Raw genomic sequence first — 22,000 nt, 5'->3', positions numbered from 1 at the left:
TAGCCCGGCCTAGATCCAGCCCTCTTCCCAGGCGCGGTGCGCGGCGGCGTGACGCGAGCTGACGCCGAGCTTGGCCATGGCGGCAGACAGGTAGTTGCGGACGGTGCCCGGGGCGAGGTGAACGCGCGCGGCGATTTCGTTGACCGAGGCACCGGTCCGCGACGCGCGCAACATCTCCAGTTCGCGCTCAGTGAGCGGACAGGCGTCCTCGGTCAGTGCGGAGGCGGCGATCTCGGGGTCGACGTACCGCCGGCCGGCCGCGATGTCACGGACGATCTCCGCCAGCCGCGTGGCCGCTGTGCTCTTCGGCACGAAGCCGCTCACCCCGACGGACAGCGCCCGGCGCAGCACGGCCGGCCGGGCATGCCGGGTGACCAGCACGATCCGGGTGGGCAGCGTGGCCCGGATCTCCTCAGCGGCGCGCAGCCCGTCGGCTGGCGGCATCTCCAGGTCCAGTACGGCGATGTCGGGCCGGTGCTCCAAAGCCAGGCGTACGGCGTCCGTCGAGGTCGACGCCTCGGCTACGACTTCGATGTCGGCCTCCAGCCCGAGTAGCGCCGCCAGGGCACCACGGAGCATGTCCTCGTCGTCGGCGAGCAGGAGGCGGATCATGCCGCACCCACCGGCAGCCCTGCCGCGACGACGAAACGCTCCCCGTCGTGCCGCCAGGTCAGATCGCCCCCAGCGGCGGTCAGCCGCTCCGCGAGCGTGGCCAGCCCGGTGCCGGTCGTCGTGCCGGGCACATCGACCGCGCCGTCGTTGCTCACCCGCAGGTGAGCCCGGCCGCCGTCGACCCGGTACTCGACGTCGGCGCGTGCGGCGCGGCTGTGGCGCAGCACATTGGTCGTGGCCTCGCGCATCACCAGCCCGAGCAGGTGCCGGGCGGACGCGGACAGGCTCTCGGCAGTCGGCCGCAGATCCATCCGTGCGTCGATGTCGGCGGCGGCGAGCACCCGGGTCGCGTTGGACATCTCCTCCTCCAGCGTTGTGCGGCGGTAGCCCTGCACCAGGGCACGGGTCTCCTGCAGCGCGTCGGTGGACAGCTGCCGCACCTGCCTCATCTCGGCGGCGGCCCGGGCCGGGTCGACCTCGGCCAGCCGCGCCGCCAGCTCGCTCTTCACCGCGATCACCTGGAGGTGGTGGCCCTGGATGTCGTGCAGGTCGGCCGCGAACCGCAGCCGTTCGTCCTTGACCGCCAGCTCCGCGGCGAGCCGCCGCGCCTGGTGCAGCTGCCCCGCGACGTCCCACGCCCACAACGGACCCAGCGTCGTCCAGGCGGTGAAGAGCAGCAGACCCAGGGGGAACGCCGCCGCGTAGAGCAGGTCACCCTCGCCGGAGCGCAGGCAGACGAGCGTGCCGGGTACCGGGGCGGCCGCCACCGCGCCCGCGACGAGCGCCCGCTGGCCCCTCGCCGACAGGAACGCCGCGCCGATCGCCACCACCATCGCCGGGGCCACTGCCCACAGCCCGTACTCCCCGTAGGCGAGCTGAATCGCGCCCAGCACCGCCGCGCCCGTGCCCGCGCCGAACAGCCACCCGGTGGGCCGGCCCCGCACCGCGGCGCCGGGCACCGTTGCCAGTCTCCGGTTGAGCAGCACCACGCTCGCGAAGACGGTGACGGCGAGCGCGGCGCCGCCGGCGCCGCGGGCCCAGGCCGGCACGCCGCCGCCCAGCAGCCAGTCGCCGGTGAGGAGGACCAGCACGCTCACCACGGCCCCGGTCAGCGTCCACCAGGTGTAGCGGCGAAAGCCCGTCAGCCCCGTCCCGTGCTCGATTGCCTCGTCCACCACGCGGCCATTGTCGCAGTTGCCTGGCGTGACAGGTGTCATGAGATCTCGTGACGGACCCACACCACCACGTGCGGGTTCGGCACTACTGGCGGTCGGCCTGCGTCCTCCAGTGTGGACATGGGAGGGACACCCCATATCCATACCCGAAGGAGAACAGTCAGATGAGGCGCCACTTCGTCCGGCACTACCTGGAGATGGTCGCCGCGATGGTCGTCGGCATGCTGGTCCTCGGCGCGGCCCGCGCCGGGGTCCTCGCCCTTGCCGGCGTCGACCACTCGGCGGCGCGGCACCCCGAGATCGCCGCGCTGGCCATGGCGTTCGACATGTCGGTCGCGATGGTCAGCTGGATGCGCTACCGCCGCCACGGCTGGGCGAGCACGCTGGAGATGGCCGGCGTGATGTTCGCACCCGCCGTCGTCCTCGCGCCACTGAGCTGGCTGAACGCCATCTCGGGCGACCAACTGATGATCGCCACCCACGTCGTGATGCTGCCGCTCATGCTCGTCGTCATGCTCCGCCGGCGCGAGGAGTACGCGCGATGAGGCGCACGATCCACACCCTGGGTCGGCGCTGGCCCACGCTGCTGGCCATCGCGTCGACCGTGCTGACCCTGGGCGGTGGCGACCGCGCCGGCCAGGTGACCGGGCTCGGCGAGACGCTCCTGCTCCTGCCGCTGGTCTACCTCGTCGTCGCCAGGGCGGGAAGGCGGGGCATCTCCTGGCCCGTGCTGGTCGCCTGCGTCCTACTCATCGGGGGCCTACGGCTGGTGGAACTCCCAGCGACCGCCGTCGTCGTCCCGATCGCTCTGGGCGCACTGGTCTGGAGCGCAATCGCCGGGCACGCGCTGCGGCCCGGGATGATCCGGATCCAGGCGCTGGGCATGCTCGCCTTCGGCGCGCTCGCCCTCCTCGGGCTGGCCGTGGACCCCGACGTGGGCTGCTACCTGGTGGCGGCCGGCTGGTTCTTCCACGGCATCTGGGACTTCGTCCACCTCAAACTCGACAAGGTTGTGTCCCGCTCGTATGCCGAGTGGTGCGGCATGTTCGACGTCCTGATCGCGGTCCAACTGGTCGTCCTCGCGTAGCCGATGGTCCGGCCAGTGCCCGAACCTTGAGCAGTGCCAGCTCCCCTGGACCGACGAACGCGAACCAGTCCTGACCACTGACCGCGATGTCGCTGACTTGCCCGCCTCCGGCCATGGTGAGCGGTCATCGGGGGAGCCTGGTGGGGACGGAGGGGGAGCCGCCGTAGCGCGACGCCCACCCACCCCCGCCGGATCGCGAACCCGGGCGACTCCGCTCGTCAGTTGCCGGCTGCGATGTGGGCGGCGAGCCGTTCCGCGGCCGAACACAGCACCGGTGCGATCCGTTCGGCGGCCTGCCGGGTCAGCCGTCCTTCCGGGCCGGAGACGGAGAGCGCGGTCATCGTGGGCGCGCCGACGACCGGTGCGGCGACGCACCGGACGCCCACCTCCTGCTCGCCCTCGTCGATCGCGTATCCGGACGCGCGGACCCGGTCGAGCTCGCGGTCGAACTCCGCCAGGTCGGTGATGGTGTGCTCGGTCATCGCCGGCAGCCCGGTACGGGCGAGGATGTCGTGCGCCTCCGTCGCCGGTAGCTGGGCCAGCAGCGCCTTGCCCACGCCGGTGCAGTGCGGCAGCACCCTGCGGCCGACCTCGGTGAACATCCGCATCGCGTGCGGTGAGGGTACCTGCGCCAGGTACACCACCCGGTCGCCGTCCAGGGTCGCGAGGTTGGCCGTCTCGCCGGTGGCCGCTACGAGGTCGGCGAGTACCGGCCGGGCCCGGTGGCCGAGGTGCCGGTTGGCGGTGTCGCCGAGTCGGATGAGTCGGGTGCCCAGGGCGTAGCGACGGGACGGCTGTTGGTGCACGTACCCCAGCTCGACGAGGGTCCTGATCAGCCGGTGGATGGTGGGCTGGGGGAGATCCGCGACGGCGGCGAGCTGGGAGAGCCCCATCTCGCCACCCGCGTCGGCGAGGTGTTCGAGCAGGTCGAAGGCGCGCTGAAGGGACTGCACGCCGGACCGGCCGGTCGGCGGTTCCTGCGGCACCAGGGCTCCCCTCGTGGTGTCGGTGGCGGTTCCGGATGGCCCGCCCTGATGATATGGTACCCACCGACTTCCGCTATGCGGAAATGTATATTCACAATGCGAAAGGCAGGGGTTGGGGTATGGCCACAGATGCCTCGGTGACGATCGTTGGACCGGCCGTCTTGGGCGGTGCGGAGGTGCTCACCCCCGACGCGCTCGCCTTCGTCGCCGACCTGCACCGCCGGTTCGCCGCCGGCCGGGACCGGATCCTCGCCGACCGGGTACGCCGCCGTGCCGAGATCGCCGGCACCGGGCGTCTGGACTTCCTGCCGGACACGGCCGACGTCCGGGCGGCCGACTGGCGGGTCGCGCCGGCGCCGGCCGACCTGTGCGACCGGCGGGTGGAGATCACCGGCCCGACCGACCGGAAGATGACGATCAACGCCTTGAACTCCGGTGCGCAGGTGTGGCTCGCCGACTTCGAGGACGCCAGCGCGCCGATCTGGGCGAACGTCGTCGGCGGCCAGCTCAACCTGACCGACGCCATCGAACGGCGGATCGAGTTCACCAGCGCCGAGGGCAAGCAGTACCGGCTCACCGGTGACCCGCTGCCGGCGATCGTCGTCCGGCCGCGTGGCTGGCACCTCGACGAGCGGCACCTGCTCGTCGACGGCGCGCCGGCGGTCGGCGCGTTGGTCGATTTCGGGCTCTACTTCTTCCACAACGCCCGCCGGTTGATCGCGGCCGGCAGCGGACCGTACTTCTATCTGCCGAAGCTGGAGGGCCACCGGGAGGCCCGGCTGTGGAACGACGTCTTCCGGCACGCGCAGCAGGCGCTCGGCATCCCCACCGGCACGATCCGCGCCACCGTGCTGATCGAGACCATCACTGCCGCATTCGAGATGGACGAGATCCTCTTCGAGTTGCGCGAGCACGCCTCCGGCCTGAACGCCGGACGGTGGGACTACCTGTTCAGCATCATCAAGACCTTCCGCGATGCCGGCTCCGGATTCGTGCTGCCGGACCGGAACTCCGTGACGATGACAGCCCCGATGATGCGGTCGTACACCGACCTGCTCGTGGCGACCTGTCACCGGCGCGGCGCGGTGGCGATGGGCGGCATGGCGGCCTTCATCCCGAACCGCCACGAGCCGGAGACCACCAGGGCGGCCCTGGCCAAGGTGCGGGCGGACAAGGAGCGCGAGGCCGGCGACGGCTTCGACGGTTCCTGGGTGGCGCACCCGGATCTGGTCGCGGTCTGCCGGGAGGTGTTCGACGTGGTCCTCGGGGACCGGCCGAACCAGGTCGACCGTCAGCGGGACGACGTGAAGGTCACGGCCGATGACCTGCTCGACATCGCGGCCACCCCCGGCACGGTGACCGAAGCCGGCCTGCGCAACAACATCGCGGTCGGGCTCCGCTACGTCGAGGCGTGGCTACGCGGTACCGGCGCGGTGGCCATCTTCAACCTGATGGAGGACGCCGCGACGGCGGAGATCGCCCGGTCGCAGGTCTGGCAGTGGGTGCGCGCCGGGACGGTGTTGGACACCGACGTGGTGGTCACTGTGGACCTGGTCCGCGGCCTGATCGCCGAGGAGATCGCCGCGCTGAGGGCCGAACTGGGCGCGGATCGGTTCGCCGCGAGCCGGTACGAGGTGGCGCGTGAGGTGTTCGAGGAGGTCGCGCTCGGCGCGAGCTACGTCGACTTCCTGACCCTGCCGGCGTACCAGCTGCTCGACGACTGAGGGGCCGGCCGGCGAGCGTGGGCTGCCGGGCGGGACGCCCGGCTGTCCCGGCCGCGGCCGGGCGGGGCGCAGGAAGTCGGGCCTAACGGTGTGCCCGAGGGGCCACCAGTCCGGTGTGGGCGACGCGGGTGGCCGCGGCGATCATGGACGACGACTGCTGTAGCAGCGGTACGGCCCGGGCGACCAGGCTGTCGTTGATCCGGGCGGTCGGCCCCGAGACGGACAGGGCCAGGGTGCCGGGTGGGCCGGGAACGGCCACCGCGACACAGCGCACCCCGACCTCCTGTTCGCCGTCGTCGACGGCGAAGCCGTTCGTCCGCACCGCCTGCAACTCCCGCAGCAGGTCGTCCAGGCTGGTGATGCTGGTCGGCGTGGCCGCGACGAACTCGGTGTTGGCGTACACGTCGGCGATGACCTGGTCGTCGAGTTGGGCGAGCATCGCCTTGCCGACGGCGGTCCGGTACGCCTCGACCCGCCGGCCGACCTCGATGAACATTCGCATCTGGTGCCGGGAGGCCACCTGGGCCAGGTAGACGATGTGGGTTCCCTCGAGCCGTGCCGCGTTGGCGGTCTCGCCGAGGGCCTCGACCAGCGTCGCCAGGTGCGGCCGGATCAATGGGGCGATCATGGTCAGGGCCTGGTCGCCGAGGTGGATGAGGGCGCTGCCCAGGGCGTACCGGCGGTCCGGCTCCTGCCGCAACATGCCGGCGCCGATCAGCGTCCGAAGTAGCCGGTGGATGGTGGCGATCGGCAGGCCGGTGGCGGTCGCCAGCTCGGACAACCCGCACGGTGCTCCGGTGTCGGCGATGACATTCATGATCTGCAGTGCTCGCTTGACGGACTGGACCCCTCCGCCTCCGCCCCCGCTGTCGCCTTCGCGCCCCATGCCCCCTCGTTCCCGTGCCGCCGTGATCCTGCGCTGATGCCCGCGCGGCGCACATCGTATGCCGTGCGGCGGTGTCCGCGCTGTCGCCACCCAGGTGCCGTCGGCTCCGGTGGTGGAGCGTCCGCCCGGCCGAACTCAGATCCTCCGAACGAACACTTGACGTGCGCGATGCGGATACTAGTATCCACCATGTGGAAACCGGCTCCGGTCAACGAACGCCACCTGGTCCTGGTGCGCATGCCGGCGCCACGCCGGCTGGCCAGCCTGGCCCCCGGTACCAGCGCATCACCATCTGATGCCCGATCCCGCGCAGCACGACGAACGTCCACGTACCGGGAGGTCATCCGTGTCTCACCGCAACCCCCACCGCCGCCTCCGGGCGGCGACAGCCGGGTTCGCCCTGCTGCCCCTACTACTCGCCGCCTGCAGCACCGGCGGGGGCGACGAGAACGTCGGCGACGGCATCAAGGCCGGCCAGGTCGACGCCAACCAGGCCAAGGTCAAGGACGGCGGGACGCTCGCCTACTCGATCGAGGTCGATGTCAAGAACTGGAACATCCTGCACGCCACCGGCGACGTCTTCGGCTACCGGCAGATCCTCAACCCGGTGCTCCCACACGCGATGATCTCCCAGCCCGACTTCACGATGGCCAAGAACGACGCGCTGGTCACCGAGGTCAAGGTCGTCAAGGACTCGCCACAGACCGTCGAGTACCGCATCCGGCCGGAAGCCACCTGGTCGGACGGGACGCCGATCACCGCCGACGACTTCAAGTACACCTGGCAGGTCCAGGACCCACAGCAGTGCCCGACCTGCGAGCCGGCCACCCAGGCCGGGTACGACCAGGTGGCCTCGGTGACCGGCAGCGACAACGGCAAGACCGTCACCGTCGAGTTCAAGAACACCTACCAGCCGTGGCGGCTGATGTTCCCGCACCTGCTGCCGGCGCACATCGCCGCCCAGCACGGCGACCCGGCCAACTCGTTCAACAACTACTTCACCAGCACGGTGCCGACCTGGTCGGGCGGGCCGTTCCTGATCTCCCAGTACGTGCCGAACCAGTCGGTCACCATGACGAAGAACCCCAAGTGGTACGGCGACGGCCCGCACCTCGACCAACTCGTCTTCCGGATCCTCACCGACGAGCGGCAGGCGGTCACCGCGATGGCCAACAACGAGATCCAGGTCGTCGTGCCCCGCCCCACCCTCGACCTCGTCCAGCAGCTCAAGGGCGTCAGCAACGTCACCACGTCGCTGGCCTCCGGACTGGTCTACGAGCACCTGGACATCAACACCGCCCACCCGGCACTGGCCGACGTCGCCCTGCGCAAGGCGATCTTCACCGCGGTCAGCCGGCAGGCCATCATCGACAAGACCATCGGCCAGTTCGCGGCCGGCACCAAGCCGCTCGGCAACCGCAACTTCATGCCCGGCCAGACCCTCGAAGGCGTCGACGCCTACGCCGACACCGTGACCCCGGCGGGGCTCGGCGACGGAAACCTCGACGCGGCGAAGAAGATCCTCACCGATGCCGGCTACGTGCTCGGCGACGGTCAGCTCACCGACCCGAAGGGCAAGCCGGTACCGGCGCTGCGGATGCGCTACAGCAAGGGCAACCAGGTTCGACTGGACACCTCGGTGCTCGTCCAGAACCAGCTCAAGCAGCTCGGCATCACGCTCCAGCTCCAGGAGACCGACAGCCTCGGCACCACGGTCAACACCGGCGACTTCGACCTGATCGTCTTCGGCACCAACCTCGACGTCATTCCCACCGCCACCGCGCAGTCGGTGTTCGGCTCGAAGGGCACCCACACCGGCTACCGGGACAAGGAGATCGACGGCTGGCTCACCGACGCGGCCCGCACCCTGGACCCGCAGCAGGTCGTCAACCTGCTGAACAAGGTCGACACCCGGATCAGCGAGCAGGCCGTGACCCTGCCGATCTACCAGACGCCGAGCCTGGTCGCGTACCGCAGCGACCTCGGCAACGTGCGGGTCAACCCGACCCGCTTCGGCACCAGCTACAACGCCCAGGACTGGGGGGTCAAGGAGTGACGGGCGAGCACCGGACCGGCCGGGACTTCATCGTCGAGGTCCCGTCCCCGGCCGTGGAATTCAACGAGGTCTACCGCAACTTCGTCGGCTCGGCCGGCTACTTCGTGGCGAACAACATCTACAGCCGGCTCGTCGTGTTCGACACCGGATCCCCGGCGGCGTATCCGGACCTCGCCGAGCACTGGGAGATGGCGCCGGACGCCCGTACGCTGCGGTTCCAGCTCAACCGGAACGCCCGCTGGCACGACGGTGAGCCGGTGACCGCCGAGGACGTCGCCTACACCCACCTGACCGCCCTGGCCAACGGCTACCACGCCGCGTCGTTCCTGCACGACGTGCAGGACATCGAGGTGCTCGGCCCGCACGAGCTGCGGTACGTGCTCCGCCAGCCCAACGCCGGGTTCCTCGCCCAACTGGGCAACCTGGTGTTCGCCCACATCCTGCCCAAGCACCTGTACGAGGGCACGGACTGGGCGACCAACCCGTACAACCAGCGGCCGGTCGGCTCCGGCCCGTTCCGGTTCGTCGAGCACGTACCCGGCGAGCGGGTGGTGCTGGAGGCGTGGGACGGCTACTGGGGGCCGCGACCCCAGGTCGACCGGGTCATCCTCGACATCGAGCCCGACCTCGACGAGGCCGTCCGCAAGGTCGCCGACGGGCGGGCCCACTACCTGGTCCAGGACGTGCTCACCTTCCCCCGGCTGCACCTGGCCGAGGGAAGCACGGTCGCGTCGGTGTGGCGCAAACGCGGCCCCGGGATCGCCGTACTCGGCTTCAACCACACCCAGGACCGGTGGCACGACCGACGGGCCCGCGCCGCCATCGCGCACGCGGTCGACCGCCGCCGGCTGATCCCGCTGTCCGACCCCGGCTGGTCCGAGCCGTACGCCCACTACCTGCCGCGCAGCGTGGACTGGGCGTTCGCCGATGACGCGACCGCACCGGCCTTCGACCCGGCGGAGGCGGTCCGGCTGCTCGACGCGGCCGGGATCACGTCAGCCGGCGCCGACCGGCCGACGCTGCGGCTGGCGTACATGAAGAACTTCACCGGCCACGCCGGTATCGCCGCGGCGGTCGCCGAGGACCTGCGTGCCGTCGGACTGGAGGTCGAGGTCGCCGGGCTCGACTCGCCGACCTGGGCCCGCCAGGTGGCCGGCGACGCCGAGTTCGACCTCACGATCAGCGGCGGCAACATGGTCCCCGACCCGGAGATCACCGCCAGCCGGTTCGAGACCGGCGGCGGGCGCAACCACGCCCGGCTGTCCGACCCGGAGGCCGACGCCTGCTACGCGGCTGCCCGGGCCACCATCGACCGGGACCGGCGCGGCGAGCACTACCGGGAGTTGCAGCGGGTCTGGGCCCGCAACGTCGACTGGGTGCCGCTGTTCTGGTACGCGGCCTACTACCTGCGCAGTGACAGCTTCTTCGGCTGGCCGGACCAGGTCGGTTTCCGGGTGCCGTTCTGGCACTGGGGCCGGATCCGGCCCGTCGTGCGCTGACCCCCCTTCCACCCATCCGCAGGACACCTGGGGCAGTTCCTACCCCAATCACCGAGGAGATGACTTGGACGAGTACATCGTCGTCGTACCCAACGGGACGACCGAGATCAACGAGTCGTACCGCAACTTCGTCGGGGGCGCCGGCTACTTCGTCGCCAACAACATCTTCAGCCGGCTCGTCGTCACCGAGGTCGGCGGCGCCGCGTCCTACCCGGACCTGGCGGAGCACTGGGAGTGCCTGGACGGCGCCCGGCGCTGGCGGTTCACCCTCAACCGGCACGCCCGCTGGCACGACGGCCAGCCGGTCACCGCCCACGACGTCGCCTACACCCACCTGACCGCCCTGGCGAACGGGTACCACGCCGCGTCGTTCCTGCACGGCATCGCCGACATCAAGGTGCTCGACGACCACCTGGTCGAGTACCACCTGGAGGAGCCCAACGCTGCGTTCCTCACCCAGCTCGGCAACTTCGCCGCGACCCACATCCTGCCCAGGCACCTGTACGAGGGCACCGACTGGGCGACCAACCCGCACAACCAGCAGCCGGTCGGCTCCGGCCCGTTCCGGTTCGTCGAGATGGTGCCCAACGGGCGGATCGTGCTGGAGGCCTGGGACGGGTACTGGGGGCCGCCGGCCGGCGTGGACCGGGTGACCATCGTCGTCGAACCGGACCTCGACGAGTGCGTCCGCATGATCGCCGACGGCAGGGCACACTTCGCGCCGCAGGACGTGCTCACCATGAAGCGGCTGCCGCTGGCCGAGGGCTCGGCGCACGCCAGCGTGTACCGCGAGCGTGGTCCCGGCGTCGCGTTGCTGAGCTTCAACTACCGGCAGGAGCGGTGGGCCGACCGCCGGCTTCGGTTGGCGCTCGCGCATGCCGTGGACCGCAGCCGCCTCGAACGCTTCGCCGAGCCCGGCTGGTCGGAGCCGTGGGCCAACTTCTTCCCCGGCAGCAGCTTCGCCGTGGCCCGCGACGTCACGGCGGTCGGCCACGACGCGGCGACGGCCGAGAAGCTGCTCGACGAGGCCGGCTACCCGCGCGGCGCGGACGGACGTCGGCTGTCGCTGCGGATGTACTACATGGCCACCTTCGACGGCCACGCCGGGCTGGCGCGCAGCGTCACCGAGGACCTCGCGGCGATCGGCGTGCACGTCGAGTACGCCGGGCTGGACTCGGAGACGTGGTCGCGGCAGATCGGCCGGGATGGCGACTTCGACCTGACCATCAGCGGCGGGAACATGATGCCCGACCCGGACATCACCGCCAGCCGGCTGGCGGGCGGCGGGCAGCGCAACCACCTCGCGCTGGCCAATCCCGACGCCGACGCCTGCTACGTCGCCGGCCGGTCGACCACCGACCGGGCCGAGCGGATCGCGCACTACCGACAGCTCCAGGAGGTGTGGGCCCGCGACGCGAGCGTGGTGCCGCTGTTCTGGTACTGCATCTACCTGCTGCGCAGCGACCAGTTCTTCGGCTGGGCCGACCAGGTCGACTTCCGGATCCCGTTCTGGCACTGGGGTCGCCTCCGGAAGATCACCGGCGGCGAAGGCTAGCCGGCAGCGGGCGCGGGAAGGTTCCTCATGGAGATCGTGGGTTTCGCCCTGCGGCGGCTGCTCGTCGCCATTCCGGTGCTGTTCGTGTCGACGTTCCTGATATTCCTGGCCGTGGCCAAGTCCGGTGATCCGCTGGCCGAACTCCGGGAGCGACAGCCACCGGTGCCGCCGCACACGATCGCCGCCGAGGAGGCACGGCTCGGGCTGGACCAGCCCGTGCTGCAACGGTACTGGGACTGGCTGACCGGGGTCGTCCAGGGCGACCTCGGTCCGTCGGTCGACCGCAACGCCGACATCGGCATGGAGATCGGCTCGCGCCTGGGCATCACGATGCGGTTCGTCCTCATCGCGATGCTGATCGCGGCCGTGCTGGCGATCCTGGTCGGGGTCGTCAGCGCGGTCCGTCAGTACTCCTGGCTGGACTACCTGTTCACCTCGACCGGCTTCCTGTTCCTGGCGATGCCGTCCTTCTGGCTGGCCGTGCTGCTCAAGCAGGGCGGCATCGAACTGAACACCCTGGCCGGCAGCACCCTGATCTACACCGTCGGCGACAGTTCGGTGATCCCGCCGCCCACCCTGGGCGGCCGGATCGCCGACCTCGCCGGCCACCTGGTGCTGCCGACCATCACGCTGGTACTGATCAACTTCGCCGCGTGGAGCCGGTTCCAGCGCTCGTCGATGCTGGACGTGCTCGGCAGCGACTACGTCAAGCTGGCCACCGCCAAGGGCCTGCGACGACGCACCGTACTGCGCAAGTACGCCCTGCGCACGGCGCTCACCCCACTGGTGACGGTCATCGCGCTGGACTTCACCGCCGTCTTCGCCGGGGCGGTGGTCACCGAGACCGTCTTCCAGTGGCGGGGCATGGGCGACTACCTGCTGGAGTCCATCAACGGGCGGGACGTCAACGCCGTGATGGCGTGGCTGCTCGTGGCGGCGGTCGCGGTGGTCCTGTTCAACCTGCTCGCCGACATCCTGTACGCCGCTCTCGATCCGAGGATCCGACGTGTCCGCTGAACCGCCACCGGTGTCCGCACCCGCCGCCGCGCCCGGTCCATGGCGCGGCGTCCTCACCCGGTTCCGCCGGCACCGGCTCGCCGCGGCGGCGCTGGTGGCCCTCGTACTCGTCGGGTCGTTCGCGTTCGTCGGCCCGCTGCTGTGGCGCTACGGCCACGACGAGATCACGCCCGACAACTCGCAGCCACCGTCGGCGGCCCACCCGCTGGGCACCGACTCGCTCGGCCACGACCTGCTCGCCCAGGTCATGCGCGGTACCCAGCAGTCGCTGCTGATCGCGCTCACCGTGGCGTTCGGCGCGGCGGTGGTCGGCACCGTGATCGGCATCGTCGCCGGCTACTACCGCGGACGCACCGACGCACTGCTGATGCGGCTGGTGGACCTGTTCCTCACCGTGCCGACGATCGCGGTCGCCGCCGTCCTCGGGCACAACTTCGCCGGCAGCGGCGGCGGGTGGGTGCTCATCGCGGCCGTACTCGCCGCGCTGATGTGGACCAGCGTGGCCCGGGTCGTCCGCGGCGTCGTACTCGGCCTGCGGGAACGCGAGTTCATCTCCGCCGCCCGGGCGTTGGGCTCGTCCGATCTCCGGATCATGCTGCGGCACATCCTGCCCAACGTGGCCGCCCCGATCATCGTGTCGGTGACCATCCTGGTCGCCACCGCGATCCTCGCCGAGACCGCGCTGTCGTTCATCGGCTTCGGCGTCCAGCCGCCGGACACCTCCCTCGGCCTGCTGGTGGCCAACGCCCAGTCCGCGGTCGCCACCCGGCCCTGGCTGTTCTACTTCCCGGGCCTGGTCATCCTGCTCATCGCCCTGTCCATCAACTTCATCGGCGACGGCCTGCGCGACGCCCTCGACCCGACCCAGACCAAGGGTCCGCGCCGCCGCAGGTACCTCGCCCGGCCGGCGGAGCGCACCGACGCGGTGCCCGACGACGTGCTGCTGTCGGTCCGCGACCTGCGGGTGGTGTTCGCCGCCGACAGCGGCGACGTGTCCGCGGTTCGTCACCTCGACCTGGAACTGCGCCGTGGCGAGGTCGTCGGCCTGGTCGGTGAGTCCGGCTCGGGCAAGTCCGTCAGCGCCGCGGCGCTGATGGGGCTGCTGCCGCCCACCGCCACCGTCAGCGGCTCGATCCACTTCGCCGGCCAGGAACTCGTCGGGCTGGCCGAGCCGCACTTCCGGCGCCTGCGGGGCAGCCGGATCGCCATGGTGTTCCAGGACCCGATGTCCTCGCTGAGCCCGGTGCACACCATCGGCGACCAGGTCGCCGAGGCCGTCCGCGTACACCAGGGCTGCTCCCGGGCCGCCGCCCGGGCCCGCGCCGTGGAACTGCTGGACACCGTCGGGATCCCGGACGCCCGTAACCGGCTCGGCGACTACCCGCACCAGTTCTCGGGCGGCATGCGCCAGCGGGTGGTGATCGCGATGGCCATCGCCAACGACCCGGATCTCATCATCGCCGACGAGCCCACCACCGCCCTGGACGTCACCGTGCAGGCCCAGGTGCTCGCCGCGCTGCGGGCCGTCCGGGAGCGTACCGGCGCGGCGATCTTGATGATCACCCACGACCTCGGGATCGTGGCCGAGATCGCCGACCGGGTCGCGGTGATGTACGCCGGCCGGCTCGTCGAGGTCGGCACCGCCGCCGACGTGTTCGACAACCCCTCGATGCCGTACACCCAGGGCCTGCTGGACTCCGTACCCCGCCTCGACCGGCCCGCCGACGAGGAGCTGTGGGCGATCCCCGGCTCCCCGCCGAGCATGACCGCACTGCCGGCGGGATGCGCGTTCGCCCCGCGCTGCGGGATCCGCACGCCCGACTGCTCGGCCGCCGTGCCGGACCTCGTCCCGGTGACCGCCGGCCACCTGGCGGCGTGCCTGCGCCTGACCCCGCTCGGCGATGCCCGGCCGGAGACCGCCACCACCTCGTCGATCCCCGAAAGGCCGTGACGACATGACCTCCCGCGTACTGCTGCGAACCCGCCCCGGGGAACGCCAGATCCTGCGGTTCCCCGTACTGACCGACCTGGACGGCTCGGAGCTGGCCATCCACGTCCACGTGGTGTCGGGCACCGCCGACGGGCCGACGCTCACCCTGCTGTCCGGGGTGCACGGCAACGAGTGGTTCTCGCACGCGGTGCTGCGCGCGGTGCTGGCCGGCACCGACCCGGCGACGCTGCGCGGAACCCTGGTGGTCGTGCCGGCCGCCAACCCGTACGCCCTGCGGACCGTCACCCGCTACTCCAACGACATCCAGCAGGTCGGCTTCGTCAACATGAACAAGGCGATCCTGCGCGACACCGAGTCGATCACGGGACGGACCGGCCAGGTGCTCGTCGAGCAGATCATCGAGCGCTCCACCCACCTGCTGGACTTCCACCCCGGCCCGTGGGGCACCACCTGGGGCGTCGTGCTCTACGACGCGACCGGCCCGCTGTCGGCCGCCAGCCGGGAGCTGGCCGTCGCCTTCGGCATGCCGTACATCCAGGGCGAGGACGCCGCGGTCGCGTTCCCGAACTCGGTGTTCGACGCGGCCAGCGCCGCCGGGGTGTCCGCCATCGGCGTCGAGGTCGGCGGCCTCGGCTTCGGCTCCCGCAGCGAGGACGACTGGATCGCCCGGAACGTCGACGGTGTCCGCCGGGTGATGATCCACCTGGGCATGCTCGACGAGCCGGCACCGCCCCGGCCGGTCACCGACGTCGAGGTCGCCTGGGACCTGCGGCCCGGGCACGGGGGCATGTTGGTACCCGAGATCACCGAGGACCGGCTGCTGACCGCCACCACCGGGGGAGAACTGCTCGGCCGGTTGCTCTCCCCGGTCGACCTCACCATCATCGAGGAGTACCGGTCGCCCGGCGACGGGATCCTGCTGTCGGTGCCGCGCAGCCATCCGGTGCACCCGTACAACTTCGGTTTCGTCATCGGCCGGCCCCGCCGGAGCGCGGCATGACCCCCGACGTGCTGCTCGACGTCGACGGGCTCACCAAGCACTTCCCGGTCCGGCGGGGGAACCTGTTCAAGCGGTCGGCGGGTGTGGTCAAGGCCGTCGACGGCGTCTCCTTCGAGCTCCGGGCCGGCGAGACGCTGGGCATCGTCGGTGAGTCCGGCTGTGGCAAGTCGACCCTCGCCAAGCTGCTGACCCGGCTGGAACAGCCGACCGGCGGGCAGATCCGCTACCGGGGGACCGACATCGCCGGGCTGCGCGGCAGGGAGTTGCGCGACCTGCGCCGGCGTATCCAGTTCGTCTTCCAGGACCCGTACTCGTCGCTCGACCCGAGGATGACGGTCGGTCAGATCATCGCCGAGCCGTTCGCCGTGCACGGCGAGTTGGGCACCGCCGACCGGCGCCGGCGGCGGGTCCAGGAACTGCTGGAGACCGTCGGGCTCGACCCCGAGCACGTCAACCGTTACCCGCACCAGTTCTCCGGCGGCCAGCGGCAGCGGATCGGCATCGCTCGTGCCCTGGCGTTGCAGCCCGAGGTGGTGGTCTGTGACGAGCCGGTGTCGGCGCTCGACGTGTCGGTCCAGGCGCAGGTGATCAACCTGCTCCGGCGGCTGCAACGGGACCTCGGTCTGGCGTACGTGTTCATCGCCCACGACCTGTCCGTCGTGCGGCACATCTCGCACCGGGTCGCCGTCATGTATCTCGGCAGCGTGGTGGAGACCGGCACCGTGGCGGAGATCTTCGACCGTCCGGCACACCCGTACACCAAGGCGTTGCTGTCCGCCGCGCCGGTACCGGACCCGCACCACGAGCGTGCGCAGATCCTGCTCCGGGGCGACCCGCCCAGTCCGGTGAACCCGCCCAGCGGCTGCCGGTTCCGGACCCGCTGTTGGCAGGCCACCGACGCCTGCTCGGCGGAGCAGCCCGCCCTGGTCCAGCGCGGTGCCGGGCATCCCGTGGCGTGCATCAACGAGGTTCCCCCGGCAGCGCGGCACCTTCCGGTCATCGCCTGACGACTCCGGTGACCGCGCCCAAGACGAGGTTCCTCGGCTTCGTACGCGGTCGCATGCCCTTCGCCCGCCTGGAACTCTGGCAGACCCGTTACCTGATCGTCTATGCCGTCTGGGCCTGGACGGTCGTCCTGGCCTTCCCGTTCGTGTTCGACTTCGCCTGAGCCGGATCCGACCCGGGTCCCTCCGTACGCCTGTGGAGCTGAGTCGTTCGTGACATCGGTGCGGTCCGCCGTTCCTGGAGTCCGCCGGTCCCGGGCTCCGGAAGCATGGTCGCCGGCCGCGGTCCGGCGGGCCGGTCACCCCTCGCGGAGGGCGCGGCGGGAAAGGCCGACGCTGAAGGCGGCGCCCAACGTCGCCGCGGTGGCCAGGAAGAGCACCCCGCTCCCGTACGCGTCCACCACCAGACCCGCCGCCACGCCGGACAGTGGGAAGAGGCCCAACGCCGCGAAGAGGATGGCACTCATCACCCGGCCGAGCAGGTGGGCAGCGGTGTGTTGCTGGACGACAGTGATGATCAGAACGTTGGTCACGGTGCTGGCGACCCCGGCGACGGCCAGCGCGACGACGGCACCGGCGTAACCGGCGAACGGCACGAGCGCCACCGCCGCGGCCATCACCAACCCGGAGAGCATGGCCGTGGCGCCGCGCCGCCGTAGCCGGGCCAACCCGGCGGTGAAGAACCCGCCGGCCAGCGACCCGCCGGTGAACGCGGCCAGCAGGCCACCGAAGCCACCCGCCCCGGCGGCCAGGTCGGCGCTGGCCAGCGAGGGCAGCCCCACCCGGATCATCCCGCCGACGGTCAGGTTGGCCGCGGCGGTCACCGCCAGGACGGTCCGCAGCAGCGGGGACCCGCGCAATAGCTGCCAGAACGTCGACCGAGGCGGCGGTGGCGCCCCGTCGGCGGGTCGGGCGACCGGCGCGACCCGGCGATGGTGCATCCCGATGGCCCCGAGGCATACGGCCGAGACCGCGAAGGTGAGCGCGTCGACGCCGAACGCGACGCCCGGGGAGAGCGCGACGACGAGCAACCCGGCGACCCCGGGCCCGACCAGGCCGGCGGCGAAGCCGGCGGTGCTGTGCAGCGCGTTGCCGGCCGCCAACTGGTCGGCGGGGAGCAGCCGGGGCGTGATGGCGTAGGCGGCCGGCTGGAACAGGCCGGCCCCCAGACCGGTGCCGACGACCAGCGCCCCGATCAGGACGAGATCCGGGTCGCCGGCGACAGCGACCACCGCGATCGCGGCGGTGAACACCAACCGGCCGAGGTCGGAGACCAGCATCACGTGCCAGGGGCCGACCCGGTCGGCGAGGATCCCGCCCAGCGGTGTGGTCGCCAGCCGGCACAGGCCGTAGACCGCGACCAGCAGCCCGAGTTCCCGGGCACCCCCGCCGACCTGGTAGACCAGCCAGGGCAGCGCGACGGCGTGGAACGCGTCGCCGAAGACCGACACCGACTCGGCGACGAAGAGCAGCCGGTAGTCGCGGGACCGCAGCGGCTCCAGACTCAGCCGGGGCCCCGACCGACGCCGGGGGGTCCGGGTGGCGGAGTCAGCCATGCGTGGCCACCGGCAGCGACTCCAGCCCACGGAGCATGATCGTGTTTCGCCAGCGCAGGTCCGCCTCGGTGCCGGCCAGCGTCAGCCCCGGGAAACGGCTCAGCAGCGCGTCCAGCGCCACCTCGCCCTCGAGTTTGCCGAGAAACGCGCCGAGGCACCGGTGCACCCCGTGGCCGAAGGCGAGGTGTCCGGCGTCGCCCCGGTCGAGGACGAGCCGGTCGGCCTCGGGGAACCGGTCGGGGTCGCGGTTCGCGCCGCCCAGCGACACCAGGACCAGTTCCCCGGCGGGAATCTCGACCCCGTCGACGTCCACCGGCTCGGTGGTGAACCGCAGGGTCGCCATGCTCACCGGGGACTCGTAGCGGAGAAACTCGTCGACCGCCATGGGCAGCGCGGCCCGGTTCTGCCGCAACCAGGCGTGCTGGTCGGGGTTGCGCAGCAACGCGAGGGTGGCGGTGCCGAGCAGGTTGACGGTCGTCTCGTGGCCCCCGATCAGCAGCAGGAACACCATGCCCACGATCTCGTCGTCGGTGAGCTGACCCTGGTCGCGGGCCACGAGCAGGACGGTCAGCAGGTCGTCGCGGGGGTCCGTGCGCCGCCGCTCCAACACGACGGCGATGTGGTCGGTCAGTTCCCGCAGCGCCCGACCAAAGGCTTCCGGATCGTCGCCGTGGGTCAGGATCGCCGTGGACCAGCTCCGGTAGGCGGCCCGGTCCTCCGCCGGGAAGCCGATCAACTCGCAGATGACCAGCATGGGTAGGGGGAAGGCGAAATCCGCCACGAGATCGACGGTGTCGCGATCGGCGATCCCGTCGAGCAACGTGGTGGTGACCCGTTCCACCAGCGGGCGCATGGCCGCCACCCGCCGGGCGGTGAAGAACCCGTGGATCAGCCGACGCAGCCGGGTGTGGTCGGGCGGGTCGCTGTTGAGCATGTGGACCATGTCGCTGCCGAGCGGCACGCCCGCCACCCGGTCGTCGGCCAGATCCTGCGCCCGGCGGACGTCCTGGCCGAACCTCGGGTCGGCCAGCACCGCCCGCACGTCGCGGTACCGGGCGACCACCCACATGGGCAGACCCTCGTCGCTGTGCAGGATCGACACCGGACCGTTGGCCCGGATCCGGGCCAACGTCGGGTACGGATCGACGATGAACGGGGCCTGCCGGGGTGGCGCCAGCTCGTCCTCGGCGGTGCTCATGGGCCTCCTCGGGGTGACACGGTCGGGGGAGCTGCGCGATCAGGGCAGCTAGACGATCAGGGCGGGGAAGGGCCAGCGGTGGGCGCGGGTCGGCAGCCACCACAGGTGGCCGGCCTGCTCGACGACCAGGTGCGCCCCGGCGAGGTCGTGGCGCACCCCGGCCGGTACCTCCGTCGCGGCGACGCCCTCCACCAGCGCCGTGATCGCCGTCAGGTGACCCGGCTCGTCGATCGTCACCACCTCCAGCGAGCCGGAGCGCCGGTCGCGGACCTCGACGAACCCGGGTCCGCGCCGGTAGACGCACCGGCAGAGGAAGAACTCCTCTCGCCAGCGGGCCGTGACCGCGCCGTCGGGGTCCCCGTCCAGCCGTGCCGGCGGGTGGAGGTGGGTGAACAGGCCGCCGCCGTGGCACCCGTCCCGGCAGCGCGCCGTCCAGTCCACCGCGACCCCGCGGGCGGTCAGCTCGCGGATCAGCACGAGGGAACGCGCCGAGGTGGCGTCGGCCTCCCGGCACAGGTCCACCGGGTGGGTGAGCCGCGCGTGCCGTGCGCCGTCGCGGTACCAGCCGGCCACCGCCGGGCCGCACGGCCCGCCGAGCCGGCGCGTGCCGAGCGCCATCCCGGGCAGCCGCGCGGCGGCCGGATCGTAGTCCCGGGACAGCTCGACCCGGATCTCGGTCGCGCCGAAGTCAACCCGCTGCGACGGCATGGCGGTCCTCTCCGCCGCGTGCGGTGGCGTCCGCCGCAGCCCGGTGATGGTCGATCCGGGCCAGCACCTGGTTGTGCGACTCCACGGCGGTGTGCACCCAGCAGCCCCCCTCCCGGAACACGATGCCCAGCTCTGACCAGCGGTCGAGCAGTGGTCGCACCACCGCCGCCCCGCCGGGTGTCCGCGCGGCCAGCGTGGCGGCCGTCCGGGGCTGCTCCAGCAGCCGGAACAGCCCGACCTCGACCGGCGAGGTCAGCTCGTACACCGACCAGTCGTACGCGGCGCGCCGGCTGACCAGCACGATCCGGTCGTCGACCTCCTGGCAGGTCAGCCGGCTGACCGGGTACTCGGCCCGCCACCGCTCGATCGCCGCGTCCAGCGCCGCCGCCTCGTCCCGGCCGATGCCCTGCGCGACGGTGGTGAAGATGTACGCCAGGTCGGCGAGTTCTCCGGCGGGCAGGTGGTAGATCTCCCGGTACTGCGGGGCCGGCTCCAGCACCGGGAAGCCCAGCTCCGGTTGGTTGAAGTACGGGCTGAACCGCTCGATGGCGATCCGCGCCGCTCCCATCGGCGGATCGAGGTGGTGCAGCGCCGGTAGCTGCGCGATGACCTCGGTGTAGTCCTCGGCCGTCTCGCCGGGGAACCCGTACAGGTAGTTCCAGCTCGTCGTCACCCCGGCGCTCTGCGCCTCGCGCAGCGCCCGGACGTTCTGGCAGCCGGTCACGCCCTTGTCCATCAGCCGCAGGACGTGGCTGCTCAGGTTCTCCACCCCCGGCTGGACCTGTACCGCCCCGGCCGCACCCAGCCGTTGGAAGTGGTGCCGGCGCAGGTTGGCCTTGACCTCGAAGTGCAGGCGGACGTCGTACTCCGACTCGGCCAACCGGAGCAGCACCGAGTCGAAGTACGCCATGTCCAGGATGTTGTCGACCACGATGAAGTCGAGCAGCTGGTGCCGGCGGGCCAGGCCCAGCACCTCGTCGAGGAAGCGACCCGGGCTCTTGCTGCGGAACTGCATCGACGAGCCGTTGAGACCGCAGAACGTGCAGTGGTGCTTCTCGCCCCACCAGCAGCCGCGGGAGCCTTCGACGACCAGCTTCGGCGCCACCCACTCGGCCGCCGCCGAGGTGTCCAGGCGTTCGACGAAGCCGGTGTAGTCCGGGGTGACGATCCGGGCCGGCGGCAACGGTTGCGCCGACATCGGGTTGGCCCGCGCGGCGCCCGTCCCGTCCCGCCAGCACAACCCGGGAATGTCCGCGAGGTCGTCCGCCGCGCCGCCGAGCGCGTCGAGCAGGCGGGGGAAGGCCACCTCCCCTTCGCCCCGGACGACGAAGTCGAGGAACGGGAAGTTGCGGTGCAGCGCCGCGCCCTGCGCCCCGTCGCAGTTGGCCCCACCGAGCACGGTCCGCACCGCGGGCCGTCGCTGCTTGAGCAGACGGGCGGCGGCCAGGCTGGCGGTGTTCTGCTGGAAGGTGCTGGTGAACCCGACGACGTCCGGCGCGGCGGCGGCCAGCTCGGCGACCAGCGTCTCCACGAAGTCGGGCACCAGCTCGTGCAGCGCGGCGGTCATCGCCGTCTCGGCCCGGCTCGACCCCGCGTCGGCCAGCAGCCGGTGAAACGGCGCGAAGTCGCGTCGCTCGCCGTAGAGCGCTCCGGCGAACACCCAGTCCCCGGCGCCCTGGAAGTAGGACGTCTCGGAGAAGTACTGGTACTCGGCCAGGCCGAAGGGCACCCGGTCCACCACCCAGTCGACGAAGTCCAGGTTGGCGTACCGGACCTCCACGTCGTGGCCGGCGTTGCCGGCCGCGGTACGCAGGATGCCCAGGGCGAGCGACGGAACGTCGAGCGATCCCCACGGCATGTGCACCAGGACGACCTTCATCGCCGGTCTCCTCTCGACGGGCTGGACATCGTTCCGGGGCAGCGCAGCGATGCCCCGGAACGATGCCGTGGACGTGCCGTCACCGCTGCCGGGTCACTTGCCGGTGG

19 protein-coding genes are annotated in these 22,000 nt (G+C 71.6%); 11 read left to right on the top strand and 8 right to left on the bottom strand.

All coding sequences use genetic code 11. The annotated features are described in order from the left end of the window. Positions 1-9: 9 nt before the first annotated feature. Positions 10-612 carry a DNA-binding response regulator gene (locus C5N14_RS21630; protein ID WP_117669993.1) on the bottom strand — a complete coding sequence of 201 codons (603 nt, stop codon included), beginning with the start codon at positions 610-612 and terminating at the stop codon, positions 10-12. Continuing rightward, positions 609-1,790 (bottom strand): sensor histidine kinase, encoded by a 1,182-nt coding sequence (locus tag C5N14_RS21625; protein ID WP_207892816.1) that lies wholly within the window; start codon positions 1,788-1,790, stop codon positions 609-611. The genes C5N14_RS21630 and C5N14_RS21625 overlap by 4 nt, the downstream gene beginning before the upstream one ends. 161 nt (positions 1,791-1,951) lie before the next feature. Between C5N14_RS21625 and C5N14_RS21620 the strand changes: the two genes are divergently transcribed. After that, complete coding sequence (locus C5N14_RS21620; protein ID WP_117669989.1) at positions 1,952-2,332, top strand: hypothetical protein; 381 nt, start codon at positions 1,952-1,954, stop codon at positions 2,330-2,332. Further along, positions 2,329-2,874, top strand: a complete 546-nt coding sequence (locus tag C5N14_RS21615) for a hypothetical protein (RefSeq protein ID WP_117669987.1) — start codon at positions 2,329-2,331, stop codon at positions 2,872-2,874. Before C5N14_RS21620 ends, C5N14_RS21615 begins: the two co-directional genes overlap by 4 nt. 218 nt (positions 2,875-3,092) lie before the next feature. On the opposite strand, the gene C5N14_RS21610 is transcribed toward C5N14_RS21615, so the two are convergent. Continuing rightward, positions 3,093-3,860 carry an IclR family transcriptional regulator gene (locus tag C5N14_RS21610; protein ID WP_305792076.1) on the bottom strand — a complete coding sequence of 256 codons (768 nt, stop codon included), beginning with the start codon at positions 3,858-3,860 and terminating at the stop codon, positions 3,093-3,095. 119 nt (positions 3,861-3,979) lie between these two features. Between C5N14_RS21610 and aceB the strand changes: the two genes are divergently transcribed. Next, positions 3,980-5,584, top strand: a complete 1,605-nt coding sequence (gene aceB, locus C5N14_RS21605) for a malate synthase A (RefSeq protein WP_117669985.1) — start codon at positions 3,980-3,982, stop codon at positions 5,582-5,584. An 82-nt stretch (positions 5,585-5,666) separates the two neighbouring features. Here the strand turns inward: aceB and C5N14_RS21600 are convergent, their stop codons facing one another. After that, complete coding sequence (locus tag C5N14_RS21600) at positions 5,667-6,470, bottom strand: IclR family transcriptional regulator (protein ID WP_117669983.1); 804 nt, start codon at positions 6,468-6,470, stop codon at positions 5,667-5,669. 346 nt (positions 6,471-6,816) lie between these two features. On the opposite strand from C5N14_RS21600, the gene C5N14_RS21595 reads away from it, so the two are divergent. The 8 genes from C5N14_RS21595 to C5N14_RS32305 all read left to right on the top strand — a co-directional run bounded on the left by C5N14_RS21595 (position 6,817) and on the right by C5N14_RS32305 (position 16,716). Then, on the top strand, positions 6,817-8,526 hold the full coding sequence (locus tag C5N14_RS21595) for an ABC transporter family substrate-binding protein (RefSeq protein ID WP_165878184.1): 1,710 nt from the start codon (positions 6,817-6,819) through the stop codon (positions 8,524-8,526). Continuing rightward, positions 8,523-10,025, top strand: a complete 1,503-nt coding sequence (locus tag C5N14_RS21590) for an ABC transporter substrate-binding protein (RefSeq protein ID WP_117669979.1) — start codon at positions 8,523-8,525, stop codon at positions 10,023-10,025. Before C5N14_RS21595 ends, C5N14_RS21590 begins: the two co-directional genes overlap by 4 nt. 64 nt (positions 10,026-10,089) lie before the next feature. Next, complete coding sequence (locus C5N14_RS21585) at positions 10,090-11,580, top strand: ABC transporter substrate-binding protein (protein WP_165878183.1); 1,491 nt, start codon at positions 10,090-10,092, stop codon at positions 11,578-11,580. Positions 11,581-11,607: 27 nt separating this feature from the next. Further along, positions 11,608-12,597, top strand: a complete 990-nt coding sequence (locus tag C5N14_RS21580) for an ABC transporter permease (RefSeq protein WP_243639883.1) — start codon at positions 11,608-11,610, stop codon at positions 12,595-12,597. Further along, complete coding sequence (locus C5N14_RS33345) at positions 12,587-14,548, top strand: dipeptide/oligopeptide/nickel ABC transporter permease/ATP-binding protein (RefSeq protein WP_117669975.1); 1,962 nt, start codon at positions 12,587-12,589, stop codon at positions 14,546-14,548. Before C5N14_RS21580 ends, C5N14_RS33345 begins: the two co-directional genes overlap by 11 nt. A 4-nt stretch (positions 14,549-14,552) precedes the next feature. Further along, entirely contained in the window at positions 14,553-15,548 is a 996-nt protein-coding gene (locus C5N14_RS21570; RefSeq protein WP_165878182.1) for a succinylglutamate desuccinylase/aspartoacylase family protein, read from the top strand. After that, positions 15,545-16,555 carry an ABC transporter ATP-binding protein gene (locus C5N14_RS21565; protein ID WP_117669970.1) on the top strand — a complete coding sequence of 337 codons (1,011 nt, stop codon included), beginning with the start codon at positions 15,545-15,547 and terminating at the stop codon, positions 16,553-16,555. The genes C5N14_RS21570 and C5N14_RS21565 overlap by 4 nt, the downstream gene beginning before the upstream one ends. Positions 16,556-16,563: 8 nt before the next feature. Further along, positions 16,564-16,716 carry a hypothetical protein gene (locus C5N14_RS32305; RefSeq protein WP_165878173.1) on the top strand — a complete coding sequence of 51 codons (153 nt, stop codon included), beginning with the start codon at positions 16,564-16,566 and terminating at the stop codon, positions 16,714-16,716. 135 nt (positions 16,717-16,851) lie between these two features. Here C5N14_RS32305 and C5N14_RS21560 read toward each other — a convergent pair whose 3' ends face one another. From C5N14_RS21560 to C5N14_RS21545, 4 genes are read right to left on the bottom strand one after another with little or no spacing between them, the layout of a single operon-like run. Beyond that, positions 16,852-18,108, bottom strand: coding sequence for an MFS transporter (locus tag C5N14_RS21560; protein WP_117669968.1), 1,257 nt, complete (start codon positions 18,106-18,108; stop codon positions 16,852-16,854). Continuing rightward, on the bottom strand, positions 18,101-19,306 hold the full coding sequence (locus tag C5N14_RS21555; protein ID WP_117669966.1) for a cytochrome P450: 1,206 nt from the start codon (positions 19,304-19,306) through the stop codon (positions 18,101-18,103). Before C5N14_RS21555 ends, C5N14_RS21560 begins: the two co-directional genes overlap by 8 nt. A gap of 48 nt (positions 19,307-19,354) precedes the next feature. Then, positions 19,355-20,014 (bottom strand): DUF5825 family protein, encoded by a 660-nt coding sequence (locus C5N14_RS21550; protein ID WP_117669964.1) that lies wholly within the window; start codon positions 20,012-20,014, stop codon positions 19,355-19,357. Next, complete coding sequence (locus C5N14_RS21545; RefSeq protein WP_117669962.1) at positions 19,995-21,893, bottom strand: RiPP maturation radical SAM C-methyltransferase; 1,899 nt, start codon at positions 21,891-21,893, stop codon at positions 19,995-19,997. Before C5N14_RS21545 ends, C5N14_RS21550 begins: the two co-directional genes overlap by 20 nt. Between the last annotated feature and the right edge of the window lie 107 nt (positions 21,894-22,000).

The sequence above is a fragment of the Micromonospora sp. MW-13 genome (genome assembly GCF_003434305.1).
In the GTDB taxonomy this organism is placed as follows: domain Bacteria; phylum Actinomycetota; class Actinomycetes; order Mycobacteriales; family Micromonosporaceae; genus Micromonospora.
Note: the sequence above shows the minus strand (reverse complement) of the source record. Positions and strands in the feature narration are given on the sequence as shown.